This window comes from Rhodococcus sp. Z6_132, assembly GCF_058133635.1.
Genome location: NZ_JBYUNP010000002.1, coordinates 1,214,545 through 1,234,405, shown reverse-complemented (window position 1 = coordinate 1,234,405; position 19,861 = coordinate 1,214,545). Strand labels below are relative to the sequence as shown.

Annotated in this window: 18 protein-coding genes, 1 pseudogene and 1 riboswitch; of the genes and pseudogenes, 14 read left to right on the top strand and 5 right to left on the bottom strand. The window is 73.0% G+C overall.

What is annotated here, in order from left to right; translation table 11 throughout:
• Positions 1-4 precede the first annotated feature (4 nt).
• From lepB to AC3YO9_RS12515, 3 genes and pseudogenes are all read left to right on the top strand, one after another.
• Positions 5-814 (top strand): annotated as a pseudogene (gene lepB, locus AC3YO9_RS12525) (signal peptidase I); the annotation flags it as partial.
• Positions 815-1,013: 199 nt separating this feature from the next.
• A complete protein-coding gene (locus AC3YO9_RS12520; protein WP_489983363.1) occupies positions 1,014-1,721 on the top strand; it encodes a ribonuclease HII in 708 nt (235 codons plus the stop codon).
• Between the two features lie 55 nt (positions 1,722-1,776).
• Entirely contained in the window at positions 1,777-2,100 is a 324-nt protein-coding gene (locus AC3YO9_RS12515; RefSeq protein WP_127782729.1) for a DUF2469 domain-containing protein, read from the top strand.
• An 11-nt stretch (positions 2,101-2,111) separates the two neighbouring features.
• Here the strand turns inward: AC3YO9_RS12515 and AC3YO9_RS12510 are convergent, their stop codons facing one another.
• Positions 2,112-3,815: a DHA2 family efflux MFS transporter permease subunit gene (locus tag AC3YO9_RS12510; protein ID WP_489983362.1), complete on the bottom strand. Its 1,704-nt coding sequence runs from the start codon at positions 3,813-3,815 to the stop codon at positions 2,112-2,114.
• 133 nt (positions 3,816-3,948) lie between these two features.
• A complete protein-coding gene (locus tag AC3YO9_RS12505) occupies positions 3,949-4,350 on the bottom strand; it encodes an MmcQ/YjbR family DNA-binding protein (RefSeq protein WP_489983361.1) in 402 nt (133 codons plus the stop codon).
• Between the two features lie 110 nt (positions 4,351-4,460).
• Between AC3YO9_RS12505 and AC3YO9_RS12500 the strand changes: the two genes are divergently transcribed.
• Both AC3YO9_RS12500 and AC3YO9_RS12495 read left to right on the top strand, forming a co-directional pair.
• Positions 4,461-5,603, top strand: coding sequence for an alpha/beta hydrolase fold domain-containing protein (locus tag AC3YO9_RS12500; RefSeq protein WP_489983360.1), 1,143 nt, complete (start codon positions 4,461-4,463; stop codon positions 5,601-5,603).
• 192 nt (positions 5,604-5,795) lie between these two features.
• Positions 5,796-6,881: an alpha/beta hydrolase gene (locus tag AC3YO9_RS12495; protein ID WP_489983359.1), complete on the top strand. Its 1,086-nt coding sequence runs from the start codon at positions 5,796-5,798 to the stop codon at positions 6,879-6,881.
• Here the strand turns inward: AC3YO9_RS12495 and AC3YO9_RS12490 are convergent.
• Positions 6,878-7,492, bottom strand: a complete 615-nt coding sequence (locus AC3YO9_RS12490; protein WP_489983358.1) for a GyrI-like domain-containing protein — start codon at positions 7,490-7,492, stop codon at positions 6,878-6,880. The two genes, AC3YO9_RS12495 and AC3YO9_RS12490, sit on opposite strands and share 4 nt — an antisense overlap.
• Before the next feature lie 191 nt (positions 7,493-7,683).
• Positions 7,684-7,759: riboswitch (cyclic di-GMP riboswitch) on the top strand.
• A 136-nt stretch (positions 7,760-7,895) separates the two neighbouring features.
• Between AC3YO9_RS12490 and AC3YO9_RS12485 the strand changes: the two genes are divergently transcribed.
• The 7 genes from AC3YO9_RS12485 to AC3YO9_RS12455 all read left to right on the top strand — a co-directional run bounded on the left by AC3YO9_RS12485 (position 7,896) and on the right by AC3YO9_RS12455 (position 16,237).
• Positions 7,896-10,070 carry a putative bifunctional diguanylate cyclase/phosphodiesterase gene (locus tag AC3YO9_RS12485; RefSeq protein WP_489983357.1) on the top strand — a complete coding sequence of 725 codons (2,175 nt, stop codon included), beginning with the start codon at positions 7,896-7,898 and terminating at the stop codon, positions 10,068-10,070.
• A gap of 128 nt (positions 10,071-10,198) precedes the next feature.
• Complete coding sequence (locus AC3YO9_RS12480; RefSeq protein WP_489983356.1) at positions 10,199-11,002, top strand: GGDEF domain-containing protein; 804 nt, start codon at positions 10,199-10,201, stop codon at positions 11,000-11,002.
• Positions 10,999-12,030, top strand: a complete 1,032-nt coding sequence (locus AC3YO9_RS12475) for a cobalamin B12-binding domain-containing protein (protein ID WP_489983355.1) — start codon at positions 10,999-11,001, stop codon at positions 12,028-12,030. Before AC3YO9_RS12480 ends, AC3YO9_RS12475 begins: the two co-directional genes overlap by 4 nt.
• 257 nt (positions 12,031-12,287) lie before the next feature.
• Positions 12,288-12,647 (top strand): YraN family protein, encoded by a 360-nt coding sequence (locus tag AC3YO9_RS12470; RefSeq protein WP_489983484.1) that lies wholly within the window; start codon positions 12,288-12,290, stop codon positions 12,645-12,647.
• Positions 12,647-14,155 (top strand): YifB family Mg chelatase-like AAA ATPase, encoded by a 1,509-nt coding sequence (locus tag AC3YO9_RS12465; RefSeq protein ID WP_127782737.1) that lies wholly within the window; start codon positions 12,647-12,649, stop codon positions 14,153-14,155. The genes AC3YO9_RS12470 and AC3YO9_RS12465 overlap by 1 nt, the downstream gene beginning before the upstream one ends.
• On the top strand, positions 14,152-15,294 hold the full coding sequence (gene dprA, locus AC3YO9_RS12460) for a DNA-processing protein DprA (protein ID WP_489983354.1): 1,143 nt from the start codon (positions 14,152-14,154) through the stop codon (positions 15,292-15,294). Before AC3YO9_RS12465 ends, dprA begins: the two co-directional genes overlap by 4 nt.
• A 142-nt stretch (positions 15,295-15,436) precedes the next feature.
• Positions 15,437-16,237, top strand: a complete 801-nt coding sequence (locus AC3YO9_RS12455; RefSeq protein WP_489983353.1) for an LLM class F420-dependent oxidoreductase — start codon at positions 15,437-15,439, stop codon at positions 16,235-16,237.
• Here AC3YO9_RS12455 and AC3YO9_RS12450 read toward each other — a convergent pair.
• On the bottom strand, positions 16,234-16,743 hold the full coding sequence (locus AC3YO9_RS12450; RefSeq protein WP_489983352.1) for a thioesterase family protein: 510 nt from the start codon (positions 16,741-16,743) through the stop codon (positions 16,234-16,236). The two genes, AC3YO9_RS12455 and AC3YO9_RS12450, sit on opposite strands and share 4 nt — an antisense overlap.
• Positions 16,744-16,954: 211 nt before the next feature.
• Here AC3YO9_RS12450 and AC3YO9_RS12445 point away from each other — a divergent pair, with 211 nt between their 5' ends.
• Positions 16,955-17,872, top strand: a complete 918-nt coding sequence (locus tag AC3YO9_RS12445) for a tyrosine recombinase XerC (RefSeq protein ID WP_489983483.1) — start codon at positions 16,955-16,957, stop codon at positions 17,870-17,872.
• Between the two features lie 7 nt (positions 17,873-17,879).
• On the opposite strand, the gene AC3YO9_RS12440 is transcribed toward AC3YO9_RS12445, so the two are convergent.
• Positions 17,880-18,410 (bottom strand): peptidoglycan DD-metalloendopeptidase family protein, encoded by a 531-nt coding sequence (locus tag AC3YO9_RS12440; RefSeq protein ID WP_489983351.1) that lies wholly within the window; start codon positions 18,408-18,410, stop codon positions 17,880-17,882.
• A 362-nt stretch (positions 18,411-18,772) separates the two neighbouring features.
• On the opposite strand from AC3YO9_RS12440, the gene rpsB reads away from it, so the two are divergent.
• A complete protein-coding gene (gene rpsB / locus AC3YO9_RS12435) occupies positions 18,773-19,726 on the top strand; it encodes a 30S ribosomal protein S2 (protein WP_127782743.1) in 954 nt (317 codons plus the stop codon).
• Positions 19,727-19,861 lie beyond the last annotated feature (135 nt).

Here is a 19,861-nt window from a genome sequence, read left to right as displayed (position 1 = left end):
ACCCGTGTCTGACGACGAGCACGATGCACCCACCGCGGAGAGCTCTCGGCCGTGGCGGCGCCGCCGGCAGACCGGCCAGCACGACGGTGGCCAGGGCGGCGACCAGCAGACCAAGCAGAAGCCGAAGCGCTCCTTCTGGCGTGAGCTGCCCATCCTCATCGTGGTGGCGCTGGCGCTGAGCTTCGTCATCCAGAACTTCGTGGCCAGGGTGTACGTGATCCCGTCGCAGTCGATGGAGCCCACCCTGCACGGCTGCGTGGACTGCACCAACGACCGCGTGCTGGTGGACAAGATCACCTACCGCTTCCACGAGCCGCGCCAGGGCGACGTGATCGTCTTCCGTGGTCCGGAGTCCTGGGACAACGACTTCACCAGCAACCGCTCCAGCAACGTCGTCGTGCGCGGGCTGCAGCAGTTCGGCTCGCTGGTGGGCCTGGCGCCGCCGGACGAGCGCGACTTCATTAAGCGGGTGATCGCCACCGGTGGGCAGACGGTGGAGTGCTGCGACGCCGAGGGCCGGGTGCTGGTGGACGGCAAGCCGCTGACCGAGCCCTACGTGGTCAACGACTTCGAGTTCGTCCCCGGGGTCCTCGACTGCACCACCCCGGTGCAGTCGGCGCGGTGCTTCGAGCCGGTCACCGTGCCCGAGGGCAACCTCTGGGTGATGGGGGACAACCGCAGCGACTCGGCCGACTCCCGCTACCACGTGGCCGACGACGCCCGCGGCACCGTGCCGGTGGACAACGTGCTCGGCAAGGCCTGGCTGATCGTCTCGCCGCTGTCCCGGTGGCAGGTGATCGACTCGCCCACCATCACCTCCACGGCCGAGGCGAGCGCCATGGCCCAGGCCAGCGTCACGGCCCCGCAGCCGGCCGACGACCAGGGCACGGGCCCGCTGGGCGCGCTCGGGGTGGGCGCGCTGGCAGTGCTGCCGGTGGCCGGGCTTCGCCTGGGTGCCGCCCGCCGGGACTCCGAACGACAGGGTTCTGCACGACAGCGGTGAGCACTCAGTGGTGAAGGCACAGAAGTGGCCCCCGCGGGCCCTGGTCCGGCCGTCGCAGGGCCTGCGCACGCTGGAGGCGGCCCTGCAGCGCGTCGGGCTGGAGCACGTGGCCGGGGTGGACGAGGCCGGCCGGGGGGCCTGCGCGGGTCCGCTGGTGGTGGCCGCCTGCGTGCTGCCGCCGGGTCCGCAGCCCCGCCTGGACGGGCTCACCGACTCCAAGAAGCTCAGCGAGGCCACCCGCGAGCGGCTCTTCCCGGTGATCCAGCGGGTGGCGGTGGCCAGCAGCGTGGTGGTGATCCCGGCCGAGGAGATCGACGCCAAGGGCGTGCACGTGATGAACATCGAGGGCATGCGTCGAGCCGTGTGCGCGCTGTCCGTGCCGCCGGACTACGTGCTGCTGGACGGGTTCCGGGTGCCGGGGCTGCCCGCCCCCTCGCTGCCGGTGATCGGAGGGGACGCCACGGCGCTGTGCATCGCCGCGGCCAGCGTGCTGGCCAAGGTCACCCGCGACCGGATCATGGTGCAGATGGACGCCGAGCTGCCTGGCTACGACTTCGCGGCGCACAAGGGGTACTCCACCCCGGCACACGCGCGGGCCATGCGGGCACTGGGTCCGTGTGTGCAGCACCGGATGTCGTATGCGAATGTGTCTGCAGCCCGCGCGGGGACGGCCACGCTGGTCGCCGCGGGGAGTCTGGCGATCGAATGTGCGCCATGATGGGGACGAAGGCTGAAGCGGCCATCCGGTACCAACGAGCAGGAGCGTCACAGCAATGAGTGCGGAAGATCTCGAGAAGTACGAGACCGAGATGGAGCTGTCGCTCTACCGCGAGTACCGGGACATCGTGGCGCAGTTCACCTACGTGGTGGAGACCGAGCGACGCTTCTACCTGGCGAACTCGGTGGAGGTGCACCCGCGCAACTCCGAGGGCGAGGTCTACTTCGAGCTGCGGATGGCCGACGCCTGGGTGTGGGACATGTACCGGCCGGCCCGCTTCCTCAAGAGCGTGCGGGTGATCACCTTCAAGGACGTCAACGTGGAAGAGCTGGACAAGCCGGACCTGCGGCTGCCCGAGGACGGTCCGTTCGGCGGCTAGTGCCACGCCGCTCAGGCGGTGTGCACCGTGGGGTGGACGGTGAAGTGCTTGCTCGCCGCCTCCTTGCCCCTGCTCGGCTCCTGTCCCGCCCGGGGGCGCAGCGCCAGCGCCACCGCGCCGAGGAGGCCGAGCGCGAGGAAACCCGCCCCGCCGTAGAGGGCGTAGGCGGAGGCGTCGGCAAAGCCCTCGGACAGCGCGGTGACCACCTCCGGGCCGCGCGGGCCCAGCTCGCCGGTGGTGCCCTGCTCGCGCAGGGCGCTGATCGCCCCGCCGGCGGAGCTGCGGGCGGCGTCGGCCAGGTCCTGTGCCGCGGGCGCCGCCACGCCCTGCTCCTCCAGGCGGGAGGCGCCGGCGCTGGCCACCCCCACCGAGAGGATGGTGCCGGCCACCGCGGTGCCGATGGCGCCACCGAGCTGGCGCACGGTGCTCTGGGTGGCCGAGCCCTGGCCGGACTCCGCGGCGGGGACCTGCGACAGCGTGAGCCCGGTCAGCTGGGCGGTGGTCAGGCCCAGCCCGAAGCCGTAGACGAGCAGCGTCACGGTCACCTGCCAGGTGGGCACCGTCGCGCTGAGCACCAGGGCCACCGCCACGATGCCGACGATCTCCACCACCAGCCCGATCACCACCGTCCAGGCGACGCCGATCAGCGAGACCAGGCGCCGGGACAGCCCAGCGGCGAGGAAGGTGCCCACGGCCATGATGGCCAGCACGTAGCCGGCCCCCAGGGTGGACAGGCGCAGCACGTTCACCAGGTACAGCGGCAGCACGAACAGGGCGCCCAGCTCGCCGACGGACATCATGGTGGCGGTGAGGGTGCCGCCGCTGAAGGTGGGCAGCCGGAACAGGCTCAGGTCGAGGATCACCGACTTACCCCGCCGGCCGAGGAGGGCTTCCCAGCCGACGAACGCGGCCAGCGCCACCACCCCGACCAGCCCGCACGCCGGCACCGCGGACAGCGCCGCCGTGGCCGGCCAGGTGAGGCCCAGCAGCCGCAGCTCGGCCGTCGGCGTCCACCAGCCCAGCTTGGGGCCCTGGATGATGGCGAAGATGACGGTGGAGAAGCCGATGATGCTGAGCACCAGCCCCCCGTAGTCCAGCCCCCGGCCCCGAGCGGGATCGCGTGACTCCGGCACCACCCACCAGGTGCCGAGGAGCACCAGCGCCCCGATGGGCAGGTTCACCAGGAAGATCCACGGCCAGGTGAACTGGGTGGTGATCCAGCCGCCGAGCAGCGGGCCGACGGCGGCCATCCCGGAGATCACCGCGCCCCATACGGCGAAGGCGATGACGCGGTCGCGGCCGCGGAAGGTGGCGTTGACCACCGAGAGGGTGGACGGCAGGACCAGCGCCCCGCCGATTCCCTGCACCAGGCGTGCCCACAGCAGCCAGCTGCCGCCGTCCGCGGCGGAGGCCAGGGCGCTGCCCGCCATGAAGACCAGCACGCCGAGGGCGAAGAACAGCCGCCGGCCGAACATGTCGCCCAGGCGCCCGGTGGTGAGCAGCAGGGAGGCGAACACCAAGGTGTAGAGGCTGTTGACCCACTGGGCGAGGTCCAGGCTGAGGTTCAGGTCAGCGATGAGCACCGGCAGCGCGGTGTTCACGATCGTCGCGTCCAGGATGATCATCGACAGCCCGACGGCGAGCACCGCCAGCGCCACCCACCGACTGCGTCCTTGACCGTTGGTGGGGCGGGGGAGCCAGTTCTGTGCGGGCATGAGCCACCTCCGACATGGGCGGGGTGACGCTCTGACGACCGGCTCCCGCTGCTGTGCGTGACCATCGGTCCGGTCGTCTGGTGCCCGCCCGGGCCGCCACCTCATCCAGTATGCGGCTGCGTGGGCCGGGCGCTCAGTCGTCCAGCTGGGCGGCCAGGGTGCGGGGCGCGACGGTGCGATAGGCGTCGCGCACGATCGCGTCCAGCTCGGGGGACTGCACCTCGGTGAGGTGCACACCCAGCCAGCCGCGGTGGCCTACGTAGGGCGGGCGAAAGAACCGGGTGGGTTCGGTCTCCACCATCTCCTCCTGCACGCCGGCTGGAGCCGCGCACCAGATGGCCAGCCGCCCGTCGCCGTGGTGGTTGTCCAGGAACATGACGAAGGTCTTCTTGCCCCGGACGAAGAACGCCGGGCTGCTGTGGCTGAGCCGCTCCGAGACCTCCGGCAGCCCCAGGCAGGCGGCGCGCACCGCGGTCAGGGCGTTGTCGACCTCGGTGCTGCTGTGCGGCGGGGTGCGCGGGCTCGGTTGGTCCATAGCGCATTGTCGGTCCGCCCGGGGCGGCCCGTCCAGGGCTCGCACAGCCCCTGAGCAGCGGCGGGGACGGGGTTACCGTGGACAAACGAGCGAGGGGGGCGGCCATGGTCATGGCATCGAGGCCGGGGGTGCAGGTCGCGAGCACCCCGATCGCGGCGATCGACACCGTCGGGCTGGGAGGGGCGTTCCTCTCGGCCTTCGCCCGCACCGCCTGCCGGCGGCCGTGGAGCGGACCGGAGGGCCCGGTGCGCAACGTCGCGGTGGCCACCACCCGAGAGCTGGTCCGCTCGCTGATGGGGTACATGACCTCGTTGCCGATCGACGAGTTCCGTGCGCTGGAGAAGGTGCTGGACGACCTGAGCCAGGTCGCGCTGCCGCCGTTCGTGGCGGTGCAGGGGGTGCACGCCGAGCACAGCAGCGTGGCGGGGGTGCCGGGCATGTGGTTCCGCAGCACGCAGTCCGACCCCAGGGGCACGCTCCTCTACCTGCACGGCGGTGGCTACATCGGCACCTCGCCCACCATGTACTCGGTGTTCATGGCGCACCTGGCGCGGGTCACCCGGTGCCAGGTCTTTGCGCCGGACTACCGGCTGGCCCCGGAGTTTCCCTACCCGGCGGCCACTGACGACGTCCTCGCCGTCATGCGGGCGCTGCTGAAGGCCGGGGTGCCCGACGACCGGCTGTTCGTGGCCGGCGACTCCGGCGGTGGTGGGCTGGCGGGCAGCGTGCTCAACGCGTGCGTGCTGAGCGGGGTGCGGCTGCCGGACGCGGTGGTGCTGTTCTCCCCGGAGGTCAGCCTGAGGCTGAGCAAGCCGTCGGTGCGGGAGAACGCCGCCCTGGACGTGCTGCCGTGGAACGTGCCCACCAATCCGTACCTGCACGGGCACAGCGCCGAGGACCCCGCGGTGGACCTGCTGGTGCAGGACCTGTCGCTGTGGCCGCCCACGTTCGTCTCCTACGGCGGCGACGAGGTGTTCCGCGACGCCATCCGTGACTTCGTGGAGCGGCTGCGCGCTGCCGGGGTGCCCTACCAGGCGCACGAGGTGGAGCACATGTTCCACGTGTTCCCGTTCCTGCTGCCCTGGGCCTACGAGAGCCGCGAGGTGTACCGGCAGGTGGGGGACTTCATCGCGATGGTGTCCCAGACCGCGCCGCACCGGACCGCCGAGCCGCTGGTGAACACCCCGCCCGTGGCGGCCACCACCAAGCCGGCCCGACGGCGCCGCGCGGGGTCCGCCAGCCCGACGGCCTGATCCCGTCCCCGGTCGTGCCGCACCCGTAGGTGCTGGTCAGGGAGCCGCTGTCCGGTGACCCTGTGCACCCCCTCGTGACAGCAGCCGGGCGGCGAGGTGCATCCTGGAGCCACTGGTCGTTGTCTGCGGCAACTGTCTGCCCGGCATCAGCGCGAGGTGAGTTGCCGGGTCGAGCCGAGGGAGCAGTGCAGCATGGTGATGGGAGCACGGGTCGGCGTGGCGGTGGCGAGTGCGCCCATCGCCGTGGTGGACGTCGTCGGGCTGGGCGGCACCTTCGCCGCGGCGCTGGCACGGACCGCGCTGCGCGCCCCGTGGCGGGGCAACGCCTCGGTGGTGCGCAACGTCGCGGTGTCCACCACGCGGGAGTGCGTGCGCTCGCTGATCGGCTACATGACCTCCCTGCCCATCGACGAGTTCCGCGCCCTGGAGCGCGTGCTGGACGGGATCAGCGGGGTCGCGCTGCCGCCGTTCGTGCGGGCCCAGGGAGTGCGCATGGAGGCCGTCGCCGTCGCCGACGTGCCCGGGCTGTGGTTCCGCGCCCCGGACACCGAGCCGGTCGGGACCATCGTCTACCTGCACGGTGGGGGCTACATCGGCACCTCGCCCACCATGTACGCGGTGTTCATGGCCTACCTGGCCCGCACCAGCCGCTGCGACGTCTTCGTGCCCGACTACCGCCTCGCGCCGGAGTATCCCTACCCCGCGGCTACCGAGGACGTCGTCGCGGTGATCGGCGAGCTGCTGGCGGAGGGTGAGGTCTCCCCGGACCGGCTGTTCCTCGCCGGCGACTCCGGCGGCGGGGGACTGGCCGGCAGCGTGCTCAACGACCTGGTGCTGGACGAGCTGCCGCTGCCGGCCGGGGTGGTGCTGTTCTCGCCCGAGGTGAGCATGGTGCTCAACGAGCCCTCGGTGCAGGAGAACGCCGCCCTGGACGTGCTGCCCTGGAACGTGCCCACCAACCCCTACCTGCACGGGCACAACCCGGAGGACCCGTCGGTGTCGCTGCTGCACCAGGACCTGTCGCTGTGGCCGCCGACGTTCGTCTCCTACGGCAGTGACGAGATCTTCCGGGACGCCATCCGCAGCTTCGTGCAGCGGCTGGCCGAGCACGGCGTGCCGCACGAGGCGCACGAGGTGGCGGAGATGTTCCACGTCTTCCCGTTCCTGCTGCCCTGGGCGCAGGAGAGCCGCACGGTGTACCGGCAGGTGGGCAAGTTCATCGCGGGCGTGATGGCCGAGGAAGCGATCCACCCCGGGGTCGGCGCAGCCGTCAGCTAGCCCGCGGCGACCACGGGCTGGCGCAGGATCGTCCGCAGGCGTGCGGGCTCGGTCTTGCGCGGGTCGGACAGGTAGATCTCGTGGTGGCGCCCGGAGGGGCGCAGCCCCTGTGCGGGCAGGAACTCCTGGTGCAGGCGCTGCAGCGTGGGTCCTTCGCTGTCGTAGGAGCCCACGTGCAGGATCTGCACGCTGCGGCCCTCGGGGTAGGGCTCGAAGCGGGCCAGCTCGAGCGCCGGCAGGTCCTTCTCGGCCGCGGCGCGCGTGGCCTCGGCAACCAGGTCAGCGGTGATCCACTGGGGCTGGGCGATCATCACCGTCCAGTCCCAGGCGCCCTTGTCCCGCCGGGTGAACGCCGTCAGGTCCTCGGCGGACCAGAGGGCCTCCAGCGGAGCGACGGTGTGCACCTTCTCCAGCTGCCGCCTGGCCTCGGCGCGCACCGCGTAGGACAGGGGGTAGAGCGTCTGGACGGCGTCGCGGTAGGCGGCCGCCGTGTTGGGGTCGCCGTGGCCGTCGATCATGAGGAACGACAGCGTGGGCACGTCGACCACGCTGAAGCCGTCGGCCTTGGGCGCGTAGAGGCTGCGCAGCTCCTTCTTCACGTCGAAGCTCACCACGTGGTCACCTCTCCACGGTCCGGTCGGGTGCGGGCCTGACCTCCAGCATCTCGCGGTTGTGGCCCTTCTCGCCCCTTCGCCCACTGTCAGGGCCGAAACAGGTTGGCCGCGTGTGGGATACGCTTAGGGCCGAGATGGTGAACAGCGTGCTGTACTCCTGATCGTGGCGGCGGACCTGCACCGGCGCCAGCGCGAAACGGCAAACCCGACGGAAGTCGGGGACGCAAAGCCACGGGGCCCGCAGGGGTCAGCCGGGCTACCGAACGACCTGCTCGTCCTTCAGCACGTGCCGGCGTCTGCTGCGCCGCGACCCGTGGTGCAGTGCGAGGGCCACCACCACCAACACTGGGCACCTCATGACGACACTCGGACGACCCGCCATCTCGGCGATGAGGCCGCGATGACCCTGCGTGGAGCGGGGGACGGGCTGGCGCTGCACGGTGCGGGCGCGCCGCTGAGGCTGTTGCTCGTCGCGGAGCCCTCGACCGACACGGCTCTCGTGCTGGTGCTGCTCACGAACCGCTTTCCGCACGCCTTCCTCGAGCTGCAGGTCGAGGTCGGCCAGGCTGCTGCGCTGGCCCGGCTGGCCGAAGACCCCTTCGACGTTGTCCTCGTGCACGTGCCGCAGCACCGGGCTCCGGGCGCGGCCGCCGCCGAGGAAGTGCGCGCCGCGCACCCCGCCACCCCGCTGCTGATCGTCACCGGCTCCACCGACAGCGACATGACCCTGTGGGCCCGGGTGGATGGAGCGCAGGCCATGGTGAGCGCGCTGCCCGGCGACCGCGCCGAGGATCGAGCGCTCCGGTACCTGGACCTGGCCCGGGGGCTCCTCGACGCCCAGGACGCACCCACCTGCGCTGTCGACCCGGAGGGTCGGATCGTCGCCGTCAACCTGGCGTGGCGCGACGTCACCGGGCGCAACGGCGGAACGGACGAGCTCTGCGGAGTGGGGGTCAGCTACCTGGACACCTGCGACCGGGCCGACCTGGACCGCCGGGGCAGCGGGACGCCGGACGCGGCGATCGTGGTCGGAGGACTCCGGCGGGTGCTCGCCGGCACGCTGGAGCTGTTCCGGCACGACTACGCGTGGCGCTCGCCCGACGAGAGCCGGTGGTTCCGCGTCCAGGTGACGTCGGCAACGATCAACGGCGGACGGGGAGCCGTGATCACCCACCTCGACACCACGAACGTGCGCGAGATCGAGCAGACCCTGGCGTACCAGTCGATGCACGACGCGCTGACCGACCTGCCCAACCGGGCCCTGCTGGTGGACCGTCTGGAGCAGGCGATCTGCGACGCCGACCGCCGCGGGCTCGGAGTGGCGGTGGCCCACCTGGACCTGACCAACTTCGAAAGGGTCAACCACCGGGTGCAGTACAGCGGAGGAGACCGCGTCCTCGTCCAGGTCGCCCAGCGCCTCCTCGCGCAGCTTCGGCCCGGCGACACCCTGGCTCGGGTGTCGGGGGACGAGTTCCTGGTGCTGTGGCGGGACCTGGACCTCGACGACCCGGAGGAGGTGCTCGCCCTGGGCGCGGGGCTGGTGACGGCGCTGGAGCAGCCCTTTGGCGCCGCCGACCTGCCGATACCGGTCACCGGGAGCGTCGGCATGGCGCTACACGTCACGGGTCGCGATCCCGAGCGAACCTTGAGCGCGGCCCGCCTGGCCCTCGCTGACGCCAAGACCCGAGGCCCCAGGAGCGTCGCCCTGTTCACGCAGGAGCTCGAGGAGGCGGTGATCGGCCGGACGACCCTGGAGACGGAGCTGCGGAAGGCGCTGGCGGGGAACGTCACCCAGTTCGTCCTGCACTACCAGCCGGTCGTCGACCTCACGACCGGCACGGTCGTGGCGGTCGAGTCGCTGGTGCGGTGGGAGCACCCGGTCCTGGGCCGGGTGGGGCCGGATCGATTCATCCCGATGGCGGAGGCGACCGGCCTCATCCACGTGCTGGGAGGCTGGGTGCTGGACCAGGCCGTCCGGGACGCGGTCGCCATGACGCACGAGGGTCGCGAGCTCGACGTCGCGGTCAACTTCTCTGTGCTGCAGCTCAACGACGACGCGGTCCGGCAGGTGCAGCAGGTGCTCGAGACCAGCGGCTTGCGGGCAGGGCGTCTGATGATCGAGGTGACCGAGTCGGCCTTCGTCGAGGACGAGGATGCCGTGGTCCGAACCCTGGAGGCGCTGTCGCAGCTGGGGGTCAACGTCGCCATCGACGACTTCGGCACCGGCTACAGCTCGTTGCACTACCTGCGCCGCTACCCCATCAACACCATCAAGATCGACCGCGAGTTTGTTGCCGGCATCGGGACCAACGTGGACGACGAGGCGATCTGCGAGAGCATCGTCGGCCTTGCCGCCGCCGTGGGTGCCGCGACCATCGCTGAGGGGGTGGAGACGGCGGAGCAGTACGCCTTCCTCCACTCGCTGGGATGTCAGCACGGGCAGGGCTTCCTGTGGTCGCGGCCCGTCCCGGTCGACCAGCTCGGTGCAGCCATCGCCGCCTGCGGTGACGTCCCGGTCGCCTCGGCGCGGTCCCGGACGCCCCGGACGTCGGCCGGGCCGCGGACACCACGATGACGGACGAGAGGGGGACGGACGAGAGGGGGACGACGAGCGAGCCCGCGGCGCCACCGTCCGTGGCGGCCGCGCGACTGGCCGGCCCTGCACACCAGGCCAGCGGGCGTGCGTACCCGCTGAACGCCGCCGTGCCCGATCCGACCGCCGTGGCCGCTGAGCTCGCCGCCACCCAGGCACTGCTGCGCGCGGGGTCAGCGGCGGAGGTGAGCGCCATCGTGTCGACGCTCGTCCACGACCTCGGCGGGGCTCTCGTGGTGGCCCGCTACGCCGACCCGGCGACAGCAGTCCCCCTCGACGTCGCGCTCGGTCTGGCGGAGCCGCTGCTGCCCTGCGCCGACCCCGTCAGCGTCGCGGCGATGCGCCTGCGAGCGGTGCTGCCGGAGTTCCTCGAGGCGGCGCGGCTCGTGCTCTCCCGCATGCGAGACCAGGAGCGGCGAGACGAGGAGGCGACGCGCGACCACCTGACGGGTGTCCTGACGCGGCGAGCCTGGATGCGGCGTCTGTCCAGCGCGGCGCCAGGCGATGGCGTCTGCCTGATCGACCTCGATCACTTCAAGACCGTCAACGACACCGGCGGGCATGCGGCGGGCGACAAGGTGCTGCGTGCGTTCGGTGCCCTGATGCTCCGCACCTTCCGCCGGGACGACGCCTGCGGACGCTACGGCGGTGACGAGTTCGTGTGCCTGACGCCCGGGCTGGCCGGGCCGGGCCTGGTGGCGATGGGTGAGCAGGTTCGGCAACGCTGGGAGTCGGAGCAACCAGCAGCTGCGGCGCTGATCGGGCTCACGATCGGGGTGGCAGAGGTGGGCGAGGACGGCGGTCGGGCAGCGCTGCAGCTGGCGGACGCGGCGATGTACCGGGGCAAGAGCGCGGGCCGCAACCGCACGGAGCTGGGCTGCACCGCTGGGTCTGGTCGAGGTGGACCCACGTGAGTGCACCCGCCGACCCGTGCGCGGCCTACTTCCGCACGGTCGAGGAGTTCGACCTCCACGGAGCCAGTGACCTCGTGGTCGGGCTCCTGGACGACGGCATGCCGGTGGACCGGATCATCACCGAGGTCCTTGCACCGGCGCAGGTGAGCGTCGGTCAGCGATGGGAGTCGGGCCAGTGGTCCGTCGCCGACGAGCACGTGGCCACCTCGGTCACCGAGGCAGCGCTCGCCGCGCTGACCTACGCGGCGGTGCCCCGGCGGGGCGAGCACACCCGGCACGTGGCCGTGGCCTGCGTGGAGGGGGAGTGGCACAGCCTGCCGGCCCGGATGGCGGCTGCCATCGCGGGAGCGACGGGTGAGCTGCGGGTCACCATGCTCGGACCGTCCATGCCGGCCGAGCAGCTGCACCGTCGGCTCTCCGTCGGCGACATCGACGTGGTGGCGCTGTCCTGCTCCATGCCGACCAACCTCGTCGGCGCCGCCCGCTGCATCGCGGTGGCGCACGACCTGGAGGTGCCTGTCGTCGTCGGCGGCCGGGCTCTCGGTGCCCACCCGCGCCGGGCGCAGGCCATCGGGGCCGATGCCTGGGCGGTCGACGCTGGGGTGCTCCTGGAACCTCCGCCCGCGCTCACCGGACGCAGCAGGGACGTGCCCACCGAGGTGCTGCTGCTCGACACCGTGGACGACGCGATCATCGGGCGGGCCCACGACCGGATGCTCGGTGCGTTCCCCCGGCTGTCGAGCATGACGTCGTACCAGCACGCGCGTACCCGGGAGGACCTCGGGTGGATCGTTCGGCACACGGCTGCTGCTCTGCTGACCGACGACGCGAGCATCGTGGGCGATGCCCTCACCTGGCTGTGCACGCTGCTGCGCGGGTTCGCGCCGGCGTCGGTGATCACCGGCACCGCTCAGCTGCTGGCGGAGACGCTCGAGCCGCAGGCGCCTGCCGGGGCAGCCATCCTGCGCCAGGCCATCGACACCACAGAGGGTGGCCAGAGGCTGGTGGGCGGCGACCGCATCACCTGAGCGCAGCTGTGCACAAGCACGCCCCGCTGTCCCCAGCTGCGGTGAACGGTGCACGCGGTGGGTGGCACCTCGGCACGCTGGCGGTCCTCAGTGGCCGAGACCCTCGGCGACGCGACGCACCGGGGACCGCCGTGAACGCTGCGCAGACACACCCGCCCGAACCACCCGCCGACGGTGAGCAGTCGGTGCTCGATTCACGAGCGGTGCTCAATTCACGAGCGGTGCCCAATTCACGAGCGGTGCCCAATTCACGAGCGGTGCCCAACCCGCGAGCGGTGCTGGGTGCCCACGGGGAGGACGTGGCCTCGCGCTACCTCACCGAGCGGGGCCTGGTGGTGCTGGACCGCAACTGGCGCTGCCGCCAGGGCGAGCTCGACCTGGTCGCGGTGGACGGGAAGACGCTGGTGGTGGTGGAGGTCAAGACCCGCACCGGTGTCGCGTTCGGCCATCCCGCCGAGTCGGTCACCCGCGAGAAGCTGCTGCGGCTGCGGCGCCTGGCCCAGCTGTGGCTGGCCGCGCACCGGGTGGGCTGGGTGGAGGTGCGCTTCGACGTGGTGTCGGTGCTGGTGCGGCCCGGCCGTCCGGTGGAGGTCGAGCACTTCCCGGGGGTCTACTGATGGCGCTGGGGCGGGCGCACTCGGTGGCCGTGAGCGGGGTGGACGGCCAGCTGGTGGAGATCGAGGCCTACCTGGGCAACGGGCTGCCCGGGGTGCATCTGGTTGGCCTGCCCGACACCGCGCTGCAGGAGTCGCGCGACCGGGTGCGCGCGGCGGTGGCCAACTCGGGGGAGAAGTGGCCCACCCGGCGCATCACGCTGGCGCTGTCGCCGGCGACGCTGCCCAAGGTGGGCTCGGTCTACGACGTGGCGCTGGCCTGCGCGGTGCTCCGAGCGTCGGGGGAGGTGCCGGCGCGGGCGATGGAGACCACCGTGCTGCTGGGCGAGCTGGCCCTGGACGGGCGGCTGCGCCGGGTGCGCGGGGTGCTGCCGGCCCTGCTCGCCGCCCGCAGCGCGGGCTGGCAACGAGCGCTGGTCCCCACCGACACCCTCGCCGAGGCGGGCCTGGTGGACGGGATCGAGGTGTACGCCGCCCCCACGCTGCGAGCAGCGCTGGCGTGGCTGCGCGGCGCCGGTGAGCTGCAGCGCCCCGGTGCTCGGGTGGTCGCCGAGCAGCACCTGAGCACCGACCTGGACGAGGTGGTGGGCCAGCCCGAGGCCCGGTGGGCGCTGGAGGTCGCCGCCGCCGGCGCGCACCACCTGCTGCTCACCGGACCGCCCGGCACCGGCAAGACCATGCTGGCGCAGCGCCTGCCCGGGTTGTTGCCCCCGCTGGGCGACGAGGAGGCGCTGGAGGTCACCGCCATCCACTCGGTGGCTGGGCTGCTCAGCGCCGAGCAGCCGCTCATCACCCGACCGGTGTTCGTGGCCCCGCACCACACCGCCTCGGTGAGCGCGCTGGTCGGTGGCGGCTCCGGGCTCGCCCGCCCAGGGGCGGTGAGCCAGGCCCACCGCGGCGTGCTCTTCCTGGACGAGTGCCCGGAGTTCTCCGCCCGCGCGCTGGAGGCGCTGCGCACCCCGCTGGAGGACGGGGAGGTGCGCATCGCCCGCCGCGACGGGGTGGCGCGGTACCCGGCCCGCTTCCAGCTGGTGCTCGCCGCCAACCCGTGCCCGTGCGCCCCCGCTCGGGAGCTGGACTGTGTGTGCCCGCCCACCGCGCGGCGGCGCTACCTGGGCAGGTTGTCCGGGCCGCTGCTGGACCGGGTGGACCTGCGGGTCCGGATGCGGGCGCTGGCGTCGAGCGCGCTGAGCGCGGAGGCGCCGGAGAGCACCGCCGCGGTGCGCGAGCGGGTGGGCCAGGCGCGGGAGGCTGCGGCGCAGCGGTGGAGCGGGCACGGCTGGCGCACCAACGCTGAGGTGCCCGGCCCCGCCCTGCGCCAACGCTTCCGGCTCGACCGGGCAGCGCTGGCCCCGCTGGAGCAAGCGCTGCGCAAGGGCCAGATCACCGCACGCGGGGCCGACCGGGCGCTGCGGGTGTCCTGGACGCTGGCCGACCTGGCCGGCGCGGCGAGCCCCGGGGCGGCCGAGGTGTCCACCGCGCTGGGCTTCCGGGACCGGAGGGCGGCATGAGCACCCGGGCGGTGGACAGCAGGCTGCGCGACTGGGCGTACCTGTCGGGGGTGGCCGAGGCGCCGTGCGCGCCGCTGTCGGCGTTCGTGGCGGAGGTGGGCCCGGAGCAGGCGGCGCGGGCCCTGCGGGAGCGCACCCTGCCACCGGCGCTGGACGGGCCTACCCAGAGCCGGCGCCACCGCGACACCGTCCGCGCTGACCTGGACCTGCTCGCGGTCCTTGGCGGCCGGTTGGTCACCCCGGACGACGAGGAGTGGCCCAGCTGGCGGTGGCTGGCGTTCAGCACGGCGACCGCAACCGGGGTGCGCGACGCGGTGGCTCCGCTGGCGCTGTGGGTGCTGGGCACGGCGCCGGTGGAGGAGCTCACCCGTCGGGCGGTGGCCATGGTGGGCACCCGGGCGGCCAGCGGCTACGGCGAGCACGTCACCGCCGAGCTGACCCACGACCTGGTGGCCGAGGGGTGGACGATCGTCTCGGGCGCGGCCTACGGCATCGACGGTGCCGCACACCGCGCGGCGCTGGCCGCGGGAGGACGCACGGTGGCCGTGCTCGCCTGCGGGGTGGACCGCGCCTACCCCGCTGGCCATGCGGCCCTGTTGCGGGAGATCGCGCGAGAGGGTGTGGTGCTCAGCGAGTACCCGCCGGGCACCACCCCCGCCAAGCACCGCTTCCTGGCCCGCAACCGGCTGGTGGCGGGCCTGGCCGACGGTGTCGTCGTGGTGGAGGCCGGCTGGCGCAGCGGGGCCCGCAACACCGCCACCTGGGCACGACACCTCGGGCGTCCGGTGCTGGCGGTGCCGGGCCCGGTCACCGCGCTCAGCTCGGCGGGGTGCCACCGGATGATCCGCACCGGGGAGGCGGTGCTGGCCACCAGTGCCGCGGAGGTGATCGAGGAGGCCGGGCGCATCGGGGAGCTGGCCGGGCCGCGGCAGGGCGAGCTGGACCTGCGGCCCACCGACGGGCTCGACCGGGTGAGCGCCCAGGTCCTCGAGGCGTTCCCGGCCCGCGGTGCGGTGAACGAGCGGCAGCTGGCGCAGCAGTCCGGGCTGCCGCTGGCGCAGGTGCGCGGGGCACTGCCGCTGCTGGAGATGGCGGGCCTGGTCGAGTGGACGGAGCAGGGGTGGAACCGGGCCCGCTAGCGGGCTGGCCGCAGAACCTGGTCCCGCCAACCAGAGGAGTCCGGGACGCGGGCGCACCGCCGCACGGACATCTGCTGCTCGCCGGTGGGGTGGACGGTCTTCGTCCGGCCCCACGGCGCAGTGGGCCGGTACCGTCAATGACATGACTACAGGCGACGTGACTACAGCCGCAACACAACCCGTCCGCATCGGTGTCCAGCTCCAGCCGCAGCAGGCTCCTGACTACGGCATGATCCGCGACGCCGTGCTGCGCAGCGAGGAGCTCGGGGTCGACATCGTCTTCAACTGGGACCACTTCTTCCCGCTGTACGGCGACCCGGACGGCCCGCACTTCGAGTGCTGGACGATGCTCGCCGCCTGGGCCGAGCAGACCGAGCGGGTGGAGCTCGGCGCCCTGGTCACCGGCGGCGGGTACCGCAACCCCGACCTGCTCGCCGACATGGCCCGCACAGTCGACCACATCAGCGGTGGACGGCTGATCCTGGGCATCGGTGGCGGCTGGTTCGAGAAGGACTACGAGGCCTACGGCTACGAGTTCGGCACCCCCGGCTCGCGGCTGCGCACCCTGGGGGAGAACCTGGACCGCATCGAGCGCCGCTTCGCGCTGCTCAACCCGGCCCCCATCCGGGAGATCCCGGTGCTCATCGGCGGCGGCGGCGAGCGCAAGACGCTGCGGCTGGTGGCCGAGCACGCCCACATCTGGCACAGCTTCGCCGACCTGGAGGCCCTGCGGCACAAGAACCAGGTGCTCGCGGCGCACTGCCAGGACGTCGGGCGCGACCCGGCCGCCATCGCCCGCTCGGTGTCGTTCCCCAAGGAAGGGGGCGCGGTCGCCGAGGACTTCGTCAACGAGGGCGTCAGCCTGTTCACCGTGGGCGTCGGCGGGCCGGACTACGACCTGACCGAGCTGCGCGACGCGATCGCCTGGCGCGACGCCCGCTAGGAGGGACCGGCGATGCCCCGCACCCGCCGGCCCAGCCCGGTGGGCAGGCCGTCGGCGCACTGCCGGCGCACGATCTCCTGCAGCCGCTGCAGGGTGTCGGCGGCAAAGGGGCTCACCCCGCGGGTCTGCAGGCTCACGTGCAGGTCGAGCTGCTCACCGGTGGCGGCACGGTAGCCACCGGTGAGCGAGTACAGCTCGTGGAAGGTGTGCAGCCGCTTCGCGTCCACCCCGACCAGCCAGGAGTCCACCGCGATCTCCTCGCCCAGGCGCAGCTCGCGCTCGTAGGCGATGTGGGCGTCCACGACCATCTTTCCGCAGTGCCGCTGCGCCACGTAGCTGTCGCCGAGGCCGAGGTGCTCGGTGAGCGCGGCGTTGGACTCGTAGATGAGCAGCCCGTAGTGGCGCGAGTTCATGTGCCCGTTGACGTCGATCCACTCCGGCTGCACCGACCCGACGAAGCCGCGGAACGGGCCGGCGTTGGTGGTGGTGGGCGCGGTGCTGTCCATCAGGGCTGCCTCCGGGGTGTGCTCAGCGGGGAAGCCTGGAGTGTCGCCGCACCGCCCGGCCACGCACCGCGGAAGTCCCGGTGGTCGGGTGCGCCCCGGCCCCGGCCCCGGCCCCGGCGCCAGCGGCGTGGCGCTTGACCCAGCGTCAGCGCTGCCGCACGGTGTGCGGGTGAATGCTCCGTCCGCGAAGGTGCCTGGCTCCGACGAGTCCCTGCCCGTGCCGCTGCGCGAGGCGCTGCAGGCCTTCGGTGAGCACCTCGAGCTGGAGGGCGGCCGGTCGCGGCACACCGTGCGGGCCTACCAGGGTGACGTCCGGTCCCTGTTCCGCCACTGGTGCGGGGCCGAACCGGCGGTGACGGGCCTGGACGGGCTGACGGTGCAGGTGCTGCGCTCCTGGCTGGCGGCACAGTCCGGTGCGGGCGTCGCCCGCACCACCCTGGCGCGGCGCACGGCGGCCGTGCGCAGCTTCACCGCCTGGGCGCTGCGCACCGGCCGCACCACCAGCGACCCCGGCACCCGGCTGGCCTCCCCGCGCGCGCACCGCACCCTGCCCGCCGTGCTCCGCCCCGACCAGGCGGCCCAGGCGGTGGACGCTGCCGCGCTGGGTGCCGAGCAGCACGACCCGCAGGCGCTGCGCGACCACCTGGTGATGGAGCTGCTCTACGCCACCGGCATCCGGGTGGGGGAGCTGTGCGGGCTGGACCTGGAGTCGGTGGACGCCGAGCGCCGGGTGCTGCGGGTGCTGGGCAAGGGCGGCACCGAGCGGTCGGTGCCCTACGGCGTGCCCGCGGCGCGGGCGCTGGACGCCTGGCTGCAGCACGGGCGCCCGCACCTGGCGGGTCCGCGCAGCGGCGCCGCCCTGCTGCTGGGCGCCCGCGGTGGCCGCCTCGACCAGCGGGCGGTGCGCCGCACGGTGCACCAGGTGGTGGGCACCGTGCCCGGCGCGCCCGACCTGGGCCCGCACGGGCTGCGCCACTCCGCGGCCACCCACCTGCTGGAGGGCGGCGCCGACCTGCGGGTGGTGCAGGAGCTGCTGGGGCACTCCACCCTGGCCACCACCCAGCTGTACACCCACGTCAGCGTCGGCCGGCTGCGCGCGGTGCACGAGCAGGCTCACCCCCGCGCCTGAGGCCCGCTCACTCCGCCCAGGGCTTGAGCCGCACCGGCCAGCTGCCCACCAGGCGCAGCGGGTCGAGGTAGGTCTCGCCCCGGCGCACCCCCCAGTGCAGGCACGCCGCGCCGGGGCAGCCCGCGTGCCCGGCCTGCAGCACCCCCAGCACCTGGCCCTGCTGCACCGGCGCACCGGCGGCCACCTGCGCCGTCACCGGCTCGTAGGTGGTGCGCAGCCCGCTGGGGTGCTGCACCGACACCACCCCGCGCCCGGCCAGCGGCCCGGCGAACACCACGGTGCCCGCACCGGCGGCCAGCACCGGCGCCCCCGCTGCGGCACGCAGGTCGACCCCGCGGTGTCCCGGCCCGTACACGCTGGCCGGCGGCTGGAACGGCCGCGCGACCAGCGGCCACCCGCCCAGCGGCCAGGAGTAGGTGCCCCGGGGAGCCGGCACGTCGGGGGCCTGGGTGGGCACGGCGCTGGCCGCTGCCGACGGCGGCACCAGCACCGCGCACAGCAGCGCCACCACCGCCAGCACCCAGCTCCGTCGCCCCACCGGACGACCCTCACCCACCTGCGTCCGAGAGCCCAGGCGCGCGCGGTGTGCTGTGCACGAGGGCTGGTCGCTGTGCACAGCCACGGGGGTCGCGCAGGTCGGTGGTGCAGGTCGTGCCCGGCAGGTCGTACACTGGGCCCGCGACCTGTGCGTGCACAGGCCGACTTCGCGCGCCTGAGTCCCACCCGTTCCACCAGGTGGACGGTTGCCGGCGGTCCCGCAGGAGCGGGTCCGGCATCCTTCTCGGGCGCCAGGGCGCTGGTCCACCCGGCCAGCGCGACAAACCGGCCGCGTGCCAGCGGGTCTTGGCCCCTGGCGCGCACTGAGCAAGAAAGGACGAGGGGCGACCCTCGACCACCACTATGGCAGTCGTCACCATGAAGCAGCTGCTCGACAGCGGCGCACACTTCGGGCACCAGACCCGACGCTGGAACCCCAAGATGAAGCGGTTCATCTTCACCGACCGCAACGGCATCTACATCATCGACCTGCAGCAGACGCTGGTCTTCATCGACCAGGCGTTCGAGTTCGTCAAGGAGACCGTCTCGCACGGCGGCACCCTGATGTTCATCGGCACCAAGAAGCAGGCGCAGGAGTCCATCGCCGAGCAGGCGACCCGCGTCGGCATGCCCTACGTGAACCAGCGCTGGCTGGGCGGCATGCTCACCAACTTCCAGACCGTGCACAAGCGCCTGCAGCGACTCAAGGAGCTTGAGTCGATGGAGCAGACCGGTGGCTTCGAGGGTCGCACCAAGAAGGAAATCCTCATGCTCACGCGTGAGATGACCAAGCTGGCGCGCACCCTCGGTGGTATCCGCGACATGTCCAAGGTTCCGAGCGCGGTGTGGATCGTCGACACCAACAAGGAGCACCTGGCCGTCGCCGAGGCCCGCAAGCTGAAGATCCCGGTCGTCGCGATCCTGGACACCAACTGCGACCCCGACCTCGTCGACTACCCGATCCCGGGCAACGACGACGCGATCCGCTCCGCCGCCCTGCTGACCAAGGTCATCGCCACCGCGGTGGCCGAGGGCCTGCAGGCCCGGGCCGGACGCAGCGGCGACGGTGACGCCAAGCCCGAGGGTGGCGTCGCCGAGCCGCTGGCGGAGTGGGAGCAGGAGCTGCTCGCGCAGTCCGCCACCGCCGCCGCGGCCACCGAGGTCGTCGCCGAGGCTGCTGCGGAGACCCCCGCCGCCGAGACCGCGGTCACCGAGGTCGTCGAGCAGGTCGCGGAGATCCCCGAGACCGCTGCGGCCGAGTCCGCCATCGGCGGTGCGCCGGTCTCCGAGACCGACGCCCCCGCGGACAACTCCTGACGTCCCGCCAGAGCCGGGCACCCCACCCCGGTGCCCGGCTCTGGCGGTCGTCGCAGCGCGTCGAGTGCCGCACCGGCACACCGCGCCCCGGGTTCGCTGAACCCGCCCCCCGTCGAACGCACCAAACCAAGGAGG